The organism is Parachryseolinea silvisoli (genome assembly GCF_021190955.1).
Lineage (GTDB): Bacteria > Bacteroidota > Bacteroidia > Cytophagales > Cyclobacteriaceae > Ohtaekwangia > Ohtaekwangia silvisoli.
Genome location: NZ_JAIOAO010000002.1, coordinates 720177 through 735479, shown reverse-complemented (window position 1 = coordinate 735479; position 15303 = coordinate 720177). Strand labels below are relative to the sequence as shown.

16 protein-coding genes are annotated in these 15303 nt (G+C 50.2%); 2 read left to right on the top strand and 14 right to left on the bottom strand.

The features are described from left to right. Positions 1-15: 15 nt before the first annotated feature. From K7P01_RS12950 to lysA, 9 genes are all read right to left on the bottom strand, one after another. Positions 16-876 (bottom strand): DUF2306 domain-containing protein, encoded by an 861-nt coding sequence (locus K7P01_RS12950; protein ID WP_267293579.1) that lies wholly within the window; start codon positions 874-876, stop codon positions 16-18. An 82-nt stretch (positions 877-958) separates the two neighbouring features. Continuing rightward, the gene (locus K7P01_RS12945; protein WP_267293577.1) at positions 959-2041 is read right to left on the bottom strand and encodes a DNA alkylation repair protein; all 1083 of its coding nucleotides are present in this window, start codon (positions 2039-2041) and stop codon (positions 959-961) included. An 82-nt stretch (positions 2042-2123) separates the two neighbouring features. Further along, positions 2124-2600, bottom strand: a complete 477-nt coding sequence (locus tag K7P01_RS12940) for a hypothetical protein (RefSeq protein ID WP_267293575.1) — start codon at positions 2598-2600, stop codon at positions 2124-2126. A gap of 41 nt (positions 2601-2641) precedes the next feature. After that, positions 2642-3562, bottom strand: a complete 921-nt coding sequence (locus K7P01_RS12935) for a pirin family protein (RefSeq protein ID WP_267293573.1) — start codon at positions 3560-3562, stop codon at positions 2642-2644. Positions 3563-3898: 336 nt separating this feature from the next. Further along, the gene (locus tag K7P01_RS12930) at positions 3899-4315 is read right to left on the bottom strand and encodes a hypothetical protein (protein ID WP_267293571.1); all 417 of its coding nucleotides are present in this window, start codon (positions 4313-4315) and stop codon (positions 3899-3901) included. A gap of 42 nt (positions 4316-4357) precedes the next feature. Next, complete coding sequence (locus K7P01_RS12925) at positions 4358-4654, bottom strand: hypothetical protein (protein ID WP_267293569.1); 297 nt, start codon at positions 4652-4654, stop codon at positions 4358-4360. A gap of 74 nt (positions 4655-4728) precedes the next feature. After that, positions 4729-5232 carry a hypothetical protein gene (locus K7P01_RS12920; RefSeq protein WP_267293567.1) on the bottom strand — a complete coding sequence of 168 codons (504 nt, stop codon included), beginning with the start codon at positions 5230-5232 and terminating at the stop codon, positions 4729-4731. A 131-nt stretch (positions 5233-5363) separates the two neighbouring features. Then, on the bottom strand, positions 5364-7478 hold the full coding sequence (locus K7P01_RS12915) for a protein-disulfide reductase DsbD family protein (protein ID WP_267293565.1): 2115 nt from the start codon (positions 7476-7478) through the stop codon (positions 5364-5366). A gap of 99 nt (positions 7479-7577) precedes the next feature. Next, positions 7578-8810 (bottom strand): diaminopimelate decarboxylase, encoded by a 1233-nt coding sequence (lysA, locus tag K7P01_RS12910; RefSeq protein WP_267293563.1) that lies wholly within the window; start codon positions 8808-8810, stop codon positions 7578-7580. 76 nt (positions 8811-8886) lie between these two features. Between lysA and K7P01_RS12905 the strand changes: the two genes are divergently transcribed. Next, on the top strand, positions 8887-9666 hold the full coding sequence (locus K7P01_RS12905) for an alpha/beta fold hydrolase (protein WP_267293561.1): 780 nt from the start codon (positions 8887-8889) through the stop codon (positions 9664-9666). A gap of 12 nt (positions 9667-9678) precedes the next feature. On the opposite strand, the gene K7P01_RS12900 is transcribed toward K7P01_RS12905, so the two are convergent. The 4 genes from K7P01_RS12900 to K7P01_RS12885 all read right to left on the bottom strand — a co-directional run bounded on the left by K7P01_RS12900 (position 9679) and on the right by K7P01_RS12885 (position 12150). After that, positions 9679-10317 carry a CBS domain-containing protein gene (locus tag K7P01_RS12900; RefSeq protein WP_397311101.1) on the bottom strand — a complete coding sequence of 213 codons (639 nt, stop codon included), beginning with the start codon at positions 10315-10317 and terminating at the stop codon, positions 9679-9681. A 60-nt stretch (positions 10318-10377) separates the two neighbouring features. Continuing rightward, a complete protein-coding gene (locus tag K7P01_RS12895) occupies positions 10378-11130 on the bottom strand; it encodes an alpha/beta fold hydrolase (protein WP_267293557.1) in 753 nt (250 codons plus the stop codon). Positions 11131-11193: 63 nt separating this feature from the next. After that, entirely contained in the window at positions 11194-11691 is a 498-nt protein-coding gene (locus K7P01_RS12890; RefSeq protein WP_267293555.1) for a CvpA family protein, read from the bottom strand. Between the two features lie 6 nt (positions 11692-11697). Further along, on the bottom strand, positions 11698-12150 hold the full coding sequence (locus K7P01_RS12885) for a GatB/YqeY domain-containing protein (RefSeq protein ID WP_267293553.1): 453 nt from the start codon (positions 12148-12150) through the stop codon (positions 11698-11700). A gap of 80 nt (positions 12151-12230) precedes the next feature. Between K7P01_RS12885 and K7P01_RS12880 the strand changes: the two genes are divergently transcribed. Next, positions 12231-12947: a pyridoxine 5'-phosphate synthase gene (locus K7P01_RS12880; RefSeq protein WP_267293551.1), complete on the top strand. Its 717-nt coding sequence runs from the start codon at positions 12231-12233 to the stop codon at positions 12945-12947. A 13-nt stretch (positions 12948-12960) separates the two neighbouring features. On the opposite strand, the gene K7P01_RS12875 is transcribed toward K7P01_RS12880, so the two are convergent. After that, a complete protein-coding gene (locus K7P01_RS12875; protein WP_267293549.1) occupies positions 12961-15195 on the bottom strand; it encodes a lamin tail domain-containing protein in 2235 nt (744 codons plus the stop codon). Positions 15196-15303: the final 108 nt, after the last annotated feature.

Genomic DNA, 15303 nt, shown 5'->3' with positions numbered 1-15303 from the left:
CTGAATTTCAGCCCGTCAGAATCCGAACATACCGATAATAGCTGGTCCCCAATAGAACTTGGTAAAGAAATAGGTACCTGTGAGCAGGAAAGCGGTCATCAATAATAACAGAATCGTTGATAGGATATTTACAATGGTCGGGGCAACATATTTTCGTTGGTGAATAAAAACCTCGGCTACCAGCAGGTTGGGAATGTAAAAGAAGAAGGCCATGATGCGATCGAACATACCTGTAAACTCGTTCGTGTGACCTACCTTTCCCGCTAACATAAACCAGAAGCCATAGTCCATGCGGTATAACCACGAACCTATTGCTAGCGCATAGAGCCGCAGCGCCCAGGCACGATGCTTTTCATAGCGGCCCGCCACAGCATGGCGGTATGTCTCTACTCCTGCCACCAACATCAATACGCCGTATAGGCCGAAGCCGATGTCCATGACCAGCCCACCAATCGTACCTTTGATAAAGATAAATGTTAACCCACCGAGTGCCGCCAGTAAGGAAGCAACAACATAAATACGGCCTACCCAGCGGTGAAACGCCGAGTACCGTACACGCAAGGCCTCGACCAATTGAATGCTCCCCAATATCAGAATGATACCACCCATGGCGAAGTGCAGGCCGATGCCGGTGGTCGCGGTGCGTGAATCTTCTTCGTATAGTCCGGGAAGAATCTCGTTCCACTTTACCATGTTGCCATCAACCAGCGCCAGGGCGTAGAAGGCGATGATGTATAGACCGAATAAGCCGGCACTGGTCCAGACGGTGGCCACCAGTAAAATACCCAACCAACGGACGATGTTAGCGTCCATACGTTTTTGTGCTATTGCCGGAGCGGATGGCGCGGTGCTGATCTGTGCGTCTTGCATAAGCATGGCGAGGTAAAGTGTTTTGCTATCGGCCTTTACGGCGAAGATAACTGTATTTTTTCTCCTGCGGAAGACTGGCAAGACACCGCTATCGTACCAGCTCGAATTTTTTGCTTAGTACTACTTTACCGTTTATCATTACTTCCAGTACGTGCGTGCCGGCATGCAAGGTGCGCGTGGTAAAGTCCTGAAAGCGTTGTTTTTTTGCGATATGTATTGTCCCACCCGGTGCGAGCTCGATTTCCTTTAATTTGAAGACCTTGGGTAATTGTACACCTGTCTTTTTAACATAATGAATGCGATAGTCGATCATCAGCTTTTGTGCCTTCGTCTTTTCAGAGGTGATGTCAAAAGCGAATTCCAGTTTGTCGTTTACTTGTATGGTGGTGCTGTCGAGTTTCAGCTTGCTAAGTTTTACCCGTACGTCGGCCGTCAGACCGAATACCGCCATGGATTTTTCATGGCCTTGCTTTAACAATGAGCGGCAGCCGCGTTTGATGATCCAGGCGGTATGCTTGTGGGTTTTGTCCCACGAATGGATCAGGTTCATGACATAGTCAGGCGAGTCTTTGGTGATGTCGTTGAGGTGGTTGGCGACGGATTTGCGTACGTATAGTTCGTCGTCAGCTTTGAGGTTTTCCAGAATCGGTGCTGTGAGGGCCGGGTTGCCGATGACAGCGTCCAATTTAAATGACCAGGGCAGCCGGGGGCGGCTTCCCTCCGATGCGAGTCGACGCACGTGTACGTTGTCGTCTTCCGACCAGGTATACATGGCGCGGAGTGTTTTCTCCTGGTCTTGTTTAAAGAATGTGCGGATGGCAAACTCCGAGGAGCCGAATTGGGTGAAGTATTTGAGGGCTTCCAGTGATGTGCGGAGGTCTTTGGTGCCGAACTGACTGACGAAGTCGGGGAAAACAAGCGTGGTGTATCCCGTGTTTAACAGGGGCACAACCTCTTTCAAGATGCCAACAGCCGTGGTGTATTTCTCCGGAAGGTGCTTTTGCAGTACCCGGGAGGTGTGGCGCATGCGCTCGTTGAGCGACAGGGGCTCCAGACCTGTGGTGACTTCCTTTAGGAAGGGTGCTGCGGGAAATGGTTTGTATACTGATGAAATCGTTCGTGTCAGGTTTTGGTAGTAGGCTTTGCCGAACATTTCCTTTAGTGGCTCCATAAATGCAATGATATTTTTCCAAAGAACGCGTGGGCGAGTGACAGCCGTATGTCAGCAACATGCACTACATACTAATTGAGCATTATCTCGTTGAACAAGCTCCTTCCTGGAAGGACCTGACCTTTGTGCCGGCCCTTTCTTTCAGGAATTGTTGAAACGGCATGAGTTCTTGTTTCAGTTCCTTCAATGGAAAACGCTCATGCTTATCTTCCATCGTATAAACGCGCATTACGACACCATTGCGGGTGGACGAATACAAGCAATAAACACCCATGAGAAAAGGGATTATGGGGACAACGATCCCTTCGATATAGATCACCCGCTGCGTACCTCCAGTAATCGTCGTGAACACGCCGGCTGCATAATACACGGCAAAGGAGATAAGGGCCACACCGAGCACGAGAACAGCAATCCAATTGTTTAACTCCTTGCCTCGTTCGATGCTAATCTTAGCGACTTGCGAGAAATCGATGGTTTTGTAGTTAAACCGACTTCGCAACAGGTGTATACCGTGGTCGGAAACACCAAACTCCTGGGTCTCAAAATAATACTTACTCATTACTTCTAAAATTTGTGAAGGATTTTACCGTGAGCAGGTGTTTACGAGAGTAAACCGGGAGCCGGGTGGCTACCGCCCGCGGGCCGGGTGTGGTCTTCCGGCAGTTGGATGAATTCGTGATTATCTGTCGGAGGCAGAATGATCCGGCCCTCTTTCCAATCGGCCTTTGCCTGCTCGATGCGTTCTTTGCGAGACGATACAAAGTTCCACCAGATGTAACGTTCACCTACCGGTTCACCGCCGAGCATCATGAGTGTGGTATCTTCCAGCGCGGTCAATGCCGGGTCTACGCCTTTTGTAAAGACCAGCATTTGACCTGCTATATACGGACGTCCGGATACCTCGATGCTTCCTTTCACGACATAGATGCCTCGCTCGGAATATTCTTTCGGCAGACCGAACCGGGCACCTTTCTTCAATACAACGTGCAGATAAAATAGGGGTGAGTGTGTTTTTACGTCGCTGTGAAGGCCGAACGCATTGCCGGCAATCTGCCGCATCCATACATCTTTTTCGGTGAAAATGGGCAGCTGTTGTTCTTTATAATTACTGAAGGTGGGATTCGCTTCTTCGTCTTTCTCGGGCAGCGCTACCCAGGTCTGTATCATCTCCAATGCACCCCCGGCCAGCATGGCGGGGTCTTCGAAACGCTCGGAGTGCGAAATGCCTTTTCCGGCTGTCATCCAATTTACTTCACCGGGCCGGATGACCTGCAGGGCGCCGGTGCTATCGCGGTGTGTTACCTGGCCCCCAAACAAATAGCTTACGGTAGAAAGGCCGATGTGTGGGTGTGGTAGTACGTCCATGGACGACGCATTTTGCGGCTGAATATCGACTGGACCGGCATGATCCATGAAAATGAACGGACCGACCATACGCCGGAGGCGAAACGGAAGAATTCTTTTTACTTCCATGCCAGGAGCAATGGCGGCCTTGCGTGCTTCTATCACGATGTCAAGCATATACTGATCAGGTTAATGGTTCAAAGATAGCGGTTTATAACATGTAAAATTAGAAATGCACAACGGTCTATGTCATGAAAAAGATTGTACGGATACGCACTTATATTGAAAACTGCAGGTCGGTATGTTCGGCTGATTCATTTTCGTAGTATACGTGATGATAATACTTCTTATCCCAGCCCGTGAGACCTAAAATGAGCGGTATCAGGTCGTAGCCTTTTTGCGTCAATGTATACTCTATGTGCTGCGCATTGTCGGGATGTTGCAGGACCTTGCGCGAGATGGTACCAGTGGCGGCAGCGATCTGTCCGAAGCGTGCCGTGGGAGTGGTTACCCCTACTCTTCTGACTCGGCCGTCTGCTTCCCGATGATTTCCCGTACGTGCTTCTCATCCATCTCGACATTCGTGCTATTGTCGCCCCGATTGAGGACCAAAATAAACCGCCAATCGTCGCCGAAGTCCTCCTGTGCATCCACAAACTTCGCCACAATCTTCTCCGAAAGCTCTTTCGTCTTCTCGTGATCCTCCAGGTAAATCTTATCGGGATTTGTAAGCACTACTTCTATCCGCTTTTCCGTACCGGTGTTAGAATCGTACTTTGAATTCCAATTAACCGTCGCATTGTCAGACCCTGACATGGAACGGATCTCATTGATAGTCATCAGATCCACAGGCAAAAGGGAACAGCGTATCAGCAGCATGGCGATTGCGAAATACAACGTCAGCTTTTCAAAGGTTCTTTTATGCTTCATCTGGTACAGGATATCCAAATACGAAGCTATAATACTATATTTTCAGGTAACATCTATATCCCCGTTCCATTGAATTCGAATGGAATCAAAAAAGGCGGAGAGTTCTCCGCCTTTTTCATAATTTTTCCACTGCATCCGGCGAAATCGTTTCCAGTTCCGCTGTCGGTTTGCAACAGTTGAATTGATTGTTTCATAGCCGTGGGGGAAACAAAGTTCGCATCCGGCGTCACGGCCGTACATAAGTCGACACAACTTAACGTTTGAAAATTGCCTGGGAAAATCAATCATCCCAAACTCGTCAACGCCAAATACGTACTGTAGTCGTTTCTGCTTTTTCATAGAGAGCATTCATCAGGTTAGTACCTAATGCAATGCTCCCATATGGGTGTATTTATAGTTTCCCATCCTTTGTTTTATTGTGGGTATTTAAAATTTGTAATCTTAAAGTCGGGGTTTCCTTTCTCTTGTCGAAGAATCTGGTCAAGCAAGTCTGCTGCCGACTCTTTTGCCTCATCGAGGATTTCATTCCTTTTAAGTCCTGTAAATTCCATACACTCCAACTCCGAAACATACCATCCAAGGCTATTAAGAAATCCTAATTTGTCATCATATGTACGGTACCATTCGTACAAGATCCGCTCTGTCGTCGGCTTCCCTTCAATGACGTCCTGCAAGTTTGCCTTTACCTTCCACAGTAAAAACTCATCCTGATCGAAATAGGGTAACAGGGTATTGGTAAACTCAACGTTGGCATTGCGCTTCCCATAGTGGAAACAAAATGCTTCATATATCGCATCAATATGCATTTGTTCGGCCAATTCCGACTGGACATATAACCAAGCCTCAAAATCTGCCAAGGGAAGCTGATCTTCCACGACCCTAAAAACATTCTGTTTAAATTCTTCAAAGGCTTTCATACTGGTTGTAATCGAGCTACAAACATCGCACTGCACTACGCAGCCTTTTTGCGTAGGTGAAAAATTTCGGGCGTAAACAAAAAAAGCGACCCTTTCAGAGTCGCTTTTTCGTGCAATTCGATATCAGAATATCATTTCTTGTACAATTCAGCAAACTTCTTCTCCCCCGATTCCAGGAATTTCGCAAACTCCTCAGGGTTCTTGTTGTAGCCATAGGGCGACACCAATACGCGTTCGTCTAATCCTACCAGTACATAAAACGGCTGGGCGTTGTTGTTCAGGTTTTTGATTTGGAGGTCGGCGTTTTGCTTGCCGATGGTTTTCTTTACTTTCTGGTCGTATTGCGAGGTGTACCATTCTGTTTCGGGCAGCTCGGTTTTGTCGTCCACATACAGCGCTACGATGACGAAGTTTTCTTTCAGCTTGCGCAGCACTTGTGCGTCGGGCCATACGGTGGCTTCCATTTCGCGGCAGTTGGTGCAGCCGTGGCCGGTGAAGTCTATAAACAGGGGCTTGCCTTGCTGACGCGCGCAGGCGATGGCTTGCTTGTAGTCAAAGTAGCCGCTGATGTTATGTGGCAGGTGTAAAAATTCGCTGTATTTGGGTTCTTCGCAGATTTGGTTGGGCTTTGAGCTTCGTGTGGCGGCAGCCAGATCAAAGTCGTGTGTGTATGCGGGCGGCAGGTAGCCTGCCAGCGCCTTTAGCGGTGCACCTACCATGCCGGGTATCAGGTATACCACAAATGTAAAGGCTATGATGGCGAGCGTCAGGCGCGGGACGCTAACGCGTTTGTCTTCTACGTCTTTACCGGTATCGCCGGGCAACCGGAAGGCTTTCATGAGGTATAGGCCGATCAATGTTACGATGACGATCCAGATGGCGATGTTGATCTCGCGGTCGAGGATGCGCCAGTGAAAGGCCTGGTCGGCAATGCTCAGAAACTTAAACGCCAGGGCGATCTCGATGAAGCCCAGCACTACTTTTACCGAGTTGAGCCAGCCGCCCGATTTGGGCATGGCGTTTAGCCACCCCGGGAAGAAGGCGAACAACGTAAACGGTATGGCAAATGCCAAGGAGAAGGCAAACATGCCTACGATTGGCTTCAGGAATTCGCCACCAGCCGATGACACGAGGATGCTGCCGACCAGCGGACCAGTACAGGAGAATGATACCAGCACCAGTGTAAACGCCATGAAAAAGATACCGATGAAGCCGCCTTTTTCTGCTTGTGTATCCACTTTATTGATCAGTGTACCCGGTAGCGCAATTTCGAACAGACCGAGGAATGAAAGACCGAATACTATAAAAACGATGAAGAAGATGAGGTTCGGTATCCACTCCGTTGATAAATGGTTGGCTGTCTCAGGGCCCATCAGCGGAGCAATTGCCGCGCCGATAAGCGTATAAATAAAGATGATAAAAAAGCCGTAGAGCAATGCTTGTCCTTTCGAACGACCTTGTGTGAAGAAGCTCACCGTCATGGGGATCATCGGAAACACACATGGGGTGAGGAGGGCTGCCAGGCCGGCGACAAAGGCCAGGATAAAGAAACCCAAAAATGATTGCTTGGCGGGATCTTCCTGCACCAGCTTGGGATCCAGTGTGGGGCCTTTTACCTCACCGTAGTTGGTGGTGGCCGCTGGCGTATTCGCAGCAACTTCATGGACCGTATCGATCGTGACCGTTGGCTGAGGCGTTGTTAGGGCCGGCGCTTCTGTTGTGGCAGCCTGCTTAGGATTTTCTTTTTTATCGTCTGCCGGCGGCACAGCGATCGCTTTGCCTTCGGCCTGGATGGTGAATGATACATCACCATCAAACAATACGCATTTACCTTCTACCTCCGAACATACCTGACCTTCGTACGCGCCCTTGATGGTCACCGACGGTGCGAGGATTTTTACTTTCTGCCGGAATTCACCTGTTCCTTCGAATGTGCGTACGTCGCAGTCGAAGATTTTGTCGTGTTTGGCTTTGTCGTGTATGGCATCCACTCCGCCTACCAGTTCAAAGCCCGCGCCTTTGTCGAGGGTGATCGTCATGGGGATCGGGCCGCAGTCGGCGTCAAACCCTACCGAGTATATATACCATGTCTTATCTATGTCGGCTTTGAAGACAAGCTCTACTATGTCGCCTACTTTGACTTTTTTGTCCAGCGGCACACTCACAAGACGGGCCGGTTCCAGGACCTGGGCCTGGCTTGCCAGGGCCAAAAACAGCCCTGCACACACGAGAATACGTTTCAGCATAAGTTAAATGAGAATTCTGTTCCGAAAGTAACGAACTAGCCGGAATAAAAGTTTAGTACAATACACATACGGCCAACCCTAATGCGATTCGGCTGTATTTTATAAGTCAATGATTACCTGATTCTTTAAAAGGTCGTCCTGTTGTTCGCGTGCCCGGATCAGCTTAGGCTGGCCGTCTACGATCAGCACCTCCGCGGGCCGCGGCCGTGAGTTGTAGTTGGATGCCATCGAAAAGCCGTAAGCGCCTGCATTTTTAAAGGCCAATACGTCGCCCTCGCGCACTTCGTTCAATGGACGGTCGCTTCCAAACGTATCGGTTTCGCAAATATACCCCACAACGGTGTATACCGCTTCTTGGCCGGTGGGATTAGACACGTTCACAATGTGGTGATACGCATCGTACATCATGGGGCGAATGAGGTGGTTCAATCCGGAGTTCACGCCTACAAATGTTACGGTAGGCGTAGGCTTTACGACATTCACGTGTGTGAGCAGCGTACCCGACTCGCTTACCAGAAACTTACCAGGCTCGAGCCACAGCTCCAACTTGTGGCCATATTGTGTACAAAATTCGTTAAAGGCTTTTGTTAGGCGTGCCCCGAGGTCTTCGACATTGGTCACTACGTCGCCGTCTTTGTAGGCTACTTTAAAACCACTGCCAAAGTCGATGAATTCCAGACCGGAGAAATGTTTAGCGGTCTCGAACAATACTTCGGCTGTTTTCAGAAATGCTTCTGTCTCTTTTATATCAGAGCCCGTGTGTATGTGTAATCCGCGAATGCGGATATTGTGCTCTTTTATCAGCGCCTGGATCTCCGACAACTGCAGCACGGAGATACCAAACTTTGAATTACTGTGACCTGTGGAGATCTTGATATTGCCGCCGGCCATGATGTTCGGGTTCAGGCGTATACCGCAGGGGTAGTTGCCCTTATACTTTTCGCCAAACTTGCGCAGCGTGGACAGGTTGTCGATGTTGATAGCAACACCCTGGGCCACCCCTTCTTCGATTTCGCTGAAGTCTACGCCGCTGGGTGTAAAGGTGATCTCTGCCGGTGTATAGCCGGCCTGGCGTGCCAGGAAGACTTCGCCGAGCGACACAGCCTCCAGGCCTACGCCGTGCTTGTTCATGAGCTTGAGGATCGACACGTTGGTCAGGGCTTTGGCCGCGTACTTGAGGCGCACATCGGCGGCGGCGTACGCGTCCTTCAGGCGTTTGATTTGCCGGACGATGATGGCGGCATCGTATACGTACAAGGGGGTGCCAAACTGTTCTGCCAGCGATAAAACCGGTACGCCCTGCAGGGTGTACGTGTCGTGTGATCGTTCCATGTAAAAAGCTAAAAGTTTCAAATATAAGGGGGCGATTCTAATCTGACTTGTGGATTTTGAATTCTATTTTTGGCCCATGAAGCTTTTCTTTCGCGAGTACCCGGCTGCAAACCCTGCCCAGAGCACCCAAACAATCGTTATCCTGCACGGACTGTTCGGCTCGGCCGACAACTGGTTGACGCAGGCCCGCGTGTTGTCCAATCATAATTACCGTGTATACACGGTAGACCAGGGCAATCACGGCCAATCGCCCCACAGCGACCGCTTCGATTACCCCTCCATGGTAGCCGACCTGGCGGAGCTGCTGGCCGACCAGAATATTCAGAACCCCGTCATCCTGGGGCATTCCATGGGTGGCAAAACGGCTATGAATTTTGCTGTTGCGCATGCCGATAAGCTCTCAAAGTTGATTGTCGTCGATATTGCCCCTCGTTATTACGACCTGGAGCACTACACGATTGTCAAGGGCCTGAATGCATTGGACATCGATACCATTACTTCGCGACAAGAAGCTGATGAGCGCTTGTCGGCATATGTGCCGGAGCCCGATGTGCGTCAGTTCTTGTTAAAGAATTTACAACGCAAGGCAGAAGGTGGATTTTCGTGGAAGCTAAACCTGCCGCTGATTACGGAGCAGCTTAAAAACATTGGTGTAGACTTACAGTACCCTGGCACCTTCGACAAGCCTACCTTGTTTATTCGCGGTAAATACTCGAAGTATATAGCCGACGCGGACCTTGGACGAATACAGCAAGTATTCCCGCAGGCTACTTTAGAAACATTGGAAACAGGTCATTGGGTGCAAGCTGAAAAGCCGCAAGAGTTTGTGGACCTGGTCATGAAGTGGTTGGCGTAACGATTGGCGGACTTAGATGTCCAGGTAACGCAGCAGCATATCAATACGATCTTTCTCGCCTGCGATCGGTTTGTTTTCCTGATAGCGACCGATAACCTTATAGTTGAAACGCTCGAGTGTTGCTACGATGCGTGACATCTCCTGTTGATTGATCTTGAGTGTAAGGCGAATCTTGTTTGCGTCCAGCGGATCTTCCTTTACAATGCTGCTAAGAATCTTTGCGTGGTTCTCTTCGATGAGGCGGCTGATCTCCGACAATGAATAGTCGTTGAAGTTCATCGACAACACAAGGATGCCACCGGGCAGTTGTACGGCGGCCGTTTGTGCGAATGAGGTGAGGGTGTCTTGCACGGTGATTACACCGCAGTAGGTGAGCTGTTCGTTAAGCACGGCGACCATTTGCAGATTGTGCTCGGCTGCAACCTTCAGGATATCGTAAAAGTGTGTGTCGAGGTGCACATAGCACTGTTGCCCTACCAGCGCAAAGTCGCGCACGGGCTTGTCGACTTCGTTCCGTTCGAAAATGATCTCTTCTGAAATAAATCCTAACAACTTGCCGTCGTCGATCACAGGCATATAGTTGCAGCGGAACTCTTCCATCCAGACAATGGCTTTGTGAGCATCGTCGGTTCCCTTCAATGGAGGGATCATGTGGTTTATGAGGTCTTCCGCCAGCAAGTAGGTTATATTTTTAGCGTTTCTTGTCAGTTCTCAGTGCAAGACGAAATCTTCTACGATTTCGTTGAATTTTTCAGGGTGCTCCATCATGGGCGCGTGACAGCACTTGTCGACGAATTTAAGCGTCGAATTGGGAATCAACCTGTTGAACTCATGGGCCACGACGGGTGGCGTAATAGTATCATTCAAACCCCATACCAATAATGTCGGCACCGTGATATTGGGAATCTCTTCTGCCATGTTATGGCGCTGCGCAGACTTGGCAATTGCTACGATCCGCATGCATTTTGGGATGCTATTGGTGATTTCAAACACTTCGTCCACCAATGCTTTGGATGCCACGGCCGGGTCGTAAAACGTATACGCAACGCGTTCCTTGATGTACTCGTAATTTCCCCGTTTGGGATAAGATCCTCCCATAGAATCTTCAAACAGGCCGGAGCTCCCGGTCAGGATGAGCTTTCTTACCTTATCGCCGTTTCGTAACGTATAGATCAATGCAACATGTCCACCGAGGCTGTTTCCCATGATAATCATGTTGCTCAGCTTTTGTGCGGCGACAAAGTCCTCTACAAATTTGTTGAGTCCTTCCAGGCCCGCTTCCCTGATGGGCATTTCATAAATGGGCAGCATCGGTATCACTACCCTAAAATTTTTAGAGAATCGGGCCACAACTCCTTCCCAATTGCTCAATGCACCGAATAAACCGTGCAGGAGTAGCAAAACCTCGCCCTGCCCCTCGTCGACAAACTTAAACCCGTCCTTCTCTTTAACCGCGATGGCCATTGTTATTCTATTAAACGTCAATAAGTAAAGAAAAAATTCTATTAGAATGAAAAAATTCGAGCGTTAGAAAATCCCCCTGAAAAAGGGCAAAATATACCCGATACCGTGGATAATATTGGGGGCAAGCTTCGAGACCATCGGTAAGACCCAGGAATCGGCCGTCCAATCATCGGGAAAGCCGAATTTCATAGAATAAAAAAGCCACAGGAACACGCTCATCATAAAGCCCGAGCGAAACAGGCCCATTAGCCCTCCGGCTACCTGGTCTACCTTCCCTAAAAATGAGTGGTCTACTTTCTTGGAAATAAACCTGGACAGGAGATTGACGGCAAATACCACGAGGACAAGGACAGCGGTGAAGGCGATGTAGGGCAGCGCCTTCGCGTCGATATGATAACTTTTTTCGAGATGCACCATGACCCAGCCCATGAGCTTAAAGCCTGCGACGATACCCAGCAAAATGGAGAGGAACGAGATAAGTTCCAACAGGAATCCATCGCGGAATCCGTTGTAGGCACCTACCAGAATAATGATTGCGAGGGTTATATCGACTTTACTCATGACTCCTTACGGGGTGAGCAATTTTTTAACAAGTTCGGAAATAATTTTGCCATCGGCTTGTCCGGATAGCTTTTTTGTGGCCGTGCCCATAACCTTGCCCATGTCTTGAGGACCTTTGGCACCCACTTCGGCAATGATCTCTTTCACGGTTGCCTCGATCTCTTCATTTGAAAGCTGTTTGGGCAGGTAACGGGTGATGATCTCGAGCTGAAAGTTTTCTTTATCGGCCAGGTCCTGGCGACCCTGCTGTGTAAAAATATCGGAGGATTCTTTCCGTTGTTTGGCCGCTTTTGTGAGGATCTTGTTCTCGACCTCAGATGACACGTCACCCGAACCACCCTTCTCCGTCTCGGCCAGCAGGATCATCGACTTGATGCTGCGCAACGCCTCCAACTCTTCTTTGTTTTTGGCAAGCATGGCTTTTTTAATATCACCATCTATTTGTTGCTTCAGGCTCATATGAATTTATTTTTAAGTACTACTTTTCGAAACCAATTTACGGAGATCCAGTTTTATCAAAGCATCCGGGAGAACGACCTATGACCAGACTGAGCGTCAATATTAATAAAATTGCCACACTCCGGAATGCACGGGGAGGAAATAATCCAGATGTGATCAAGGTCGCCATTGACTGCGAACGGTTTGGCGCCCAGGGCATCACGGTGCACCCGCGCCCCGACGAGCGCCACATACGCCACAAAGATGTGTTGCAGTTGCGCGACGTTGTGACGACAGAATTTAACATCGAGGGCTATCCTGACGAACGTTATGTCAAGATGATGCACGACGTAAAGCCCGCACAAGCCACACTGGTACCAGACCCACCTAATGCCATTACTTCCAACGCCGGGTGGGACACGATAAAACATGCGGCGTTCTTGCGTGACATTGTTCAGGAGATCAAGTCGCTTGGTGTACGCGTGTCTATTTTTGTGGATCCGTCACCCCGCATGGTCGAGGGTGCCATTGCCGTTGGTGCCGACCGTGTTGAATTGTACACAGAGCCTTATGCCGTGGAGTATCTCGTCAATAAAGAAGTCGCCATTAAGCCTTATATCGAGAGCGCAAAGATAGCCCACGCAGGGGGTATTGGCATCAACGCCGGCCATGATCTGGATCTGAATAACCTGAAGTATCTGCATCAAAATATCCCGCTCCTGGACGAGGTCTCTATCGGCCATGCGCTCATATCCGACGCCTTGTATTACGGTCTGGAAAACACCATTCAACTATATCTTAAACAGCTCAAGGGCTAAGTATCTTTAGCCTTTAATGAAGACGAGCTGCCACGGCTACGCGCTTGCGTAGGGTTTGTACATTTCCTTTCGGGTCTATTAGCTCCACCCATACCATGTAGTAGCCTACCCGTGCTTTCGTGCCATCGTCGCAGTCGCCGTCCCATCGCAGAAAACCTTCGCTGCCCAGCAGGGCATTGTTGGCGAGCTCGCGGACAACCCGCCCGTGAGGATCGACAATACGAACATTGGCCGCGTAGCCACCCGGGTCGAGCCTATAATGTATTTCCGTAAAATCGGGCTGGCCGGTAAGCGGTATAAAAACTTCCGGTGTTATAACAACGGCATCGTCAAACACCCGTGCGGGCCGGGCCTGCGAGTTGATATATCCTGGTGTGGCATAGCCGGCCGTTGTGCTGGCGGACTTCCAATTGGCGGGCGCATCGGTGGCACCGCTAAACGAGATGCGTTCGAGGGAAACACCTTCGGTGTCTTTCAGGAACGGTGAATGAAAGATGTCTTTGTAATGAAAGCTATCCAATATGTGGCCCGTGCTGTCGGTCAAGGCAATGGATCCGTCGTCGTCGTTCAAGGATGGAAGTATCATTTCGACCAGGTGCTGCGCCGTGGGGTAATGATTCGTCAGCGTAGTGACATCGGCCGTTAGCGTCAGGTAGCCGCCGGGTGGCAACAATAGATCGTCTTCGCTGATGACCTCGGCTTCTTTTACCTGCTCATCCTTTCTGTGGCCCAATGCCCAACCTTTCAGGTTAAAGTACTGTGTAGAAGTGTTTACGATCTCGACAAAGTCTACACCTTGTGGGCGGGGGTTGAAGAGCACTTCGTTTAACACGACCTGGTGTTCCTGGGGTTCAGCGGGCAGGCGAAAGGTAGCGCGGCCGTTGGCCGGCAATAGTGGGTTACCGGTGCAGTCCCAGATATTTTGTGTGGTCAGTGCGTAGGTCGTTTCAATATCGAGCGGTGTGCGCAAGAGCAGGTCCACGCGGCGCAGCGACGGGTCGGCGAAAGAAACCGAAGCGATCTGCACTGCCGGAGAAAATGTAAAGTTTGTAGTGGCCGGCACTTCGGCCGCCAGGCGCTCGTTAAAGCGCAGCGTGACGTGTGTGGCATCGGTGGGGATAACGGATACCAATACCGGACCCATATTGTCTGTTCGTTGTGCCCATACGCTGTTTTGTGTCCCGGGTGTACCGCCGGCAGGTGCGAGTGAGGCCGTCCAATTTGCATCGTCTCCGCACAGGTCGTTTGGATCGATGATCTCCAGCGACCATCCGCCGGCGCGCTTGTCGGCACTGCTATACCAACGGTCGGAATATTGCACCGAGTCAATGACGGTGCTGTCGGCCAGGCGCAGGACAATTTTATCGCCGGCGTTGTTAAACGAGGGAAAGGTTTGCGTTGCGGCGATGGCTCCATAGGCTTTAAAACTATCGGCTACAGTGGCTCCGGTGATGATGGCATAGCCACCGGCGGGTAGCATCGCCGCGGGTAATGCAGCGCGCGTCGTTCCGTCTGTCAGCATCCAGCCTCCCAGGTTGAATGTTTTGGCGCTACGGTTGTGTACTTCCACAAATTCAGCATCGGGCAGACCGACCTCGGGTGTCGGGTCTGCCATGATTTCGGAAATGATCACGTCTTTATATGCCGGCCGGGCGCCGGGTGCTACCGGTTTGCCGGTAATGAGAATGTCGTCAAAGTAAAAGAGGTTTGAACGGGTGGCCGTGTAGTCGCAAAAGACACCGGCATACTGCGATGTTGCATGCGTTACATCCACGGTAGCTCCTTCTAACGTATAATAACCAGTTATGCCTACGTCCGTATAGAGTTGCCAATCACCGGTGGCGTTACGCGTTACCTTAATTCGCATGCTGGAATTGGGAAACGCCAGGCGACCATTCATGCCGTCGATGATCTTTACCCGTGTTGTGCCCGTTTGGCGGTATAAGCTTATCTCGTCGTCGGTGTTGCCAACCATGACATAGTAGCCCTGTAGGGCACCTCCCAGGTTGGCGGTACTGGATGCCAGGTATACGCGTGCATAATTCGCCGATGAGGGATCAAACCCGAGCCAGACGGAAAACTCCCACGATGCGTCAGCCAGTGCCTGACTGGGGGTTGCCAGGTAGGCTTCGGCGGCCTCTTCGGGTGCCTGCAGGCGAAGGCGGCCGGACGATGCGGTGAAGTGCGCGGCGGTGCCGATCCAGGTTGGATTGTTTGTAAAGTTTCCATCTGCAAAAGAATCAGACACTTGAGCGAACAGTTGTTGGCTGGCGAGCAAAAACGCAAACGTTATAAAAGTATTTTCCGTAAACGTTTTCAGGATGGAAAAAATGAATATTTGTCGGGGCTTCGACAT

Coding starts and splice junctions, on each gene's coding strand:
- K7P01_RS12950 (WP_267293579.1), bottom strand. CDS start 876: ATGCTTATGCAAGACGCACAGATCAGCACCGCGCCATCCGCTCCGGCA.
- K7P01_RS12945 (WP_267293577.1), bottom strand. CDS start 2,041: ATGGAGCCACTAAAGGAAATGTTCGGCAAAGCCTACTACCAAAACCTG.
- K7P01_RS12935 (WP_267293573.1), bottom strand. CDS start 3,562: ATGCTTGACATCGTGATAGAAGCACGCAAGGCCGCCATTGCTCCTGGC.
- K7P01_RS12885 (WP_267293553.1), bottom strand. CDS start 12,150: ATGAGCCTGAAGCAACAAATAGATGGTGATATTAAAAAAGCCATGCTT.
- K7P01_RS12880 (WP_267293551.1), top strand. CDS start 12,231: ATGACCAGACTGAGCGTCAATATTAATAAAATTGCCACACTCCGGAAT.
- K7P01_RS12905 (WP_267293561.1), top strand. CDS start 8,887: ATGAAGCTTTTCTTTCGCGAGTACCCGGCTGCAAACCCTGCCCAGAGC.
- K7P01_RS12900 (WP_397311101.1), bottom strand. CDS start 10,317: ATGATCCCTCCATTGAAGGGAACCGACGATGCTCACAAAGCCATTGTC.
- K7P01_RS12895 (WP_267293557.1), bottom strand. CDS start 11,130: ATGGCCATCGCGGTTAAAGAGAAGGACGGGTTTAAGTTTGTCGACGAG.
- lysA (WP_267293563.1), bottom strand. CDS start 8,810: ATGGAACGATCACACGACACGTACACCCTGCAGGGCGTACCGGTTTTA.
- K7P01_RS12890 (WP_267293555.1), bottom strand. CDS start 11,691: ATGAGTAAAGTCGATATAACCCTCGCAATCATTATTCTGGTAGGTGCC.
- K7P01_RS12930 (WP_267293571.1), bottom strand. CDS start 4,315: ATGAAGCATAAAAGAACCTTTGAAAAGCTGACGTTGTATTTCGCAATC.
- K7P01_RS12915 (WP_267293565.1), bottom strand. CDS start 7,478: ATGCTGAAACGTATTCTCGTGTGTGCAGGGCTGTTTTTGGCCCTGGCA.
- K7P01_RS12940 (WP_267293575.1), bottom strand. CDS start 2,600: ATGAGTAAGTATTATTTTGAGACCCAGGAGTTTGGTGTTTCCGACCAC.
- K7P01_RS12925 (WP_267293569.1), bottom strand. CDS start 4,654: ATGAAAAAGCAGAAACGACTACAGTACGTATTTGGCGTTGACGAGTTT.
- K7P01_RS12920 (WP_267293567.1), bottom strand. CDS start 5,232: ATGAAAGCCTTTGAAGAATTTAAACAGAATGTTTTTAGGGTCGTGGAA.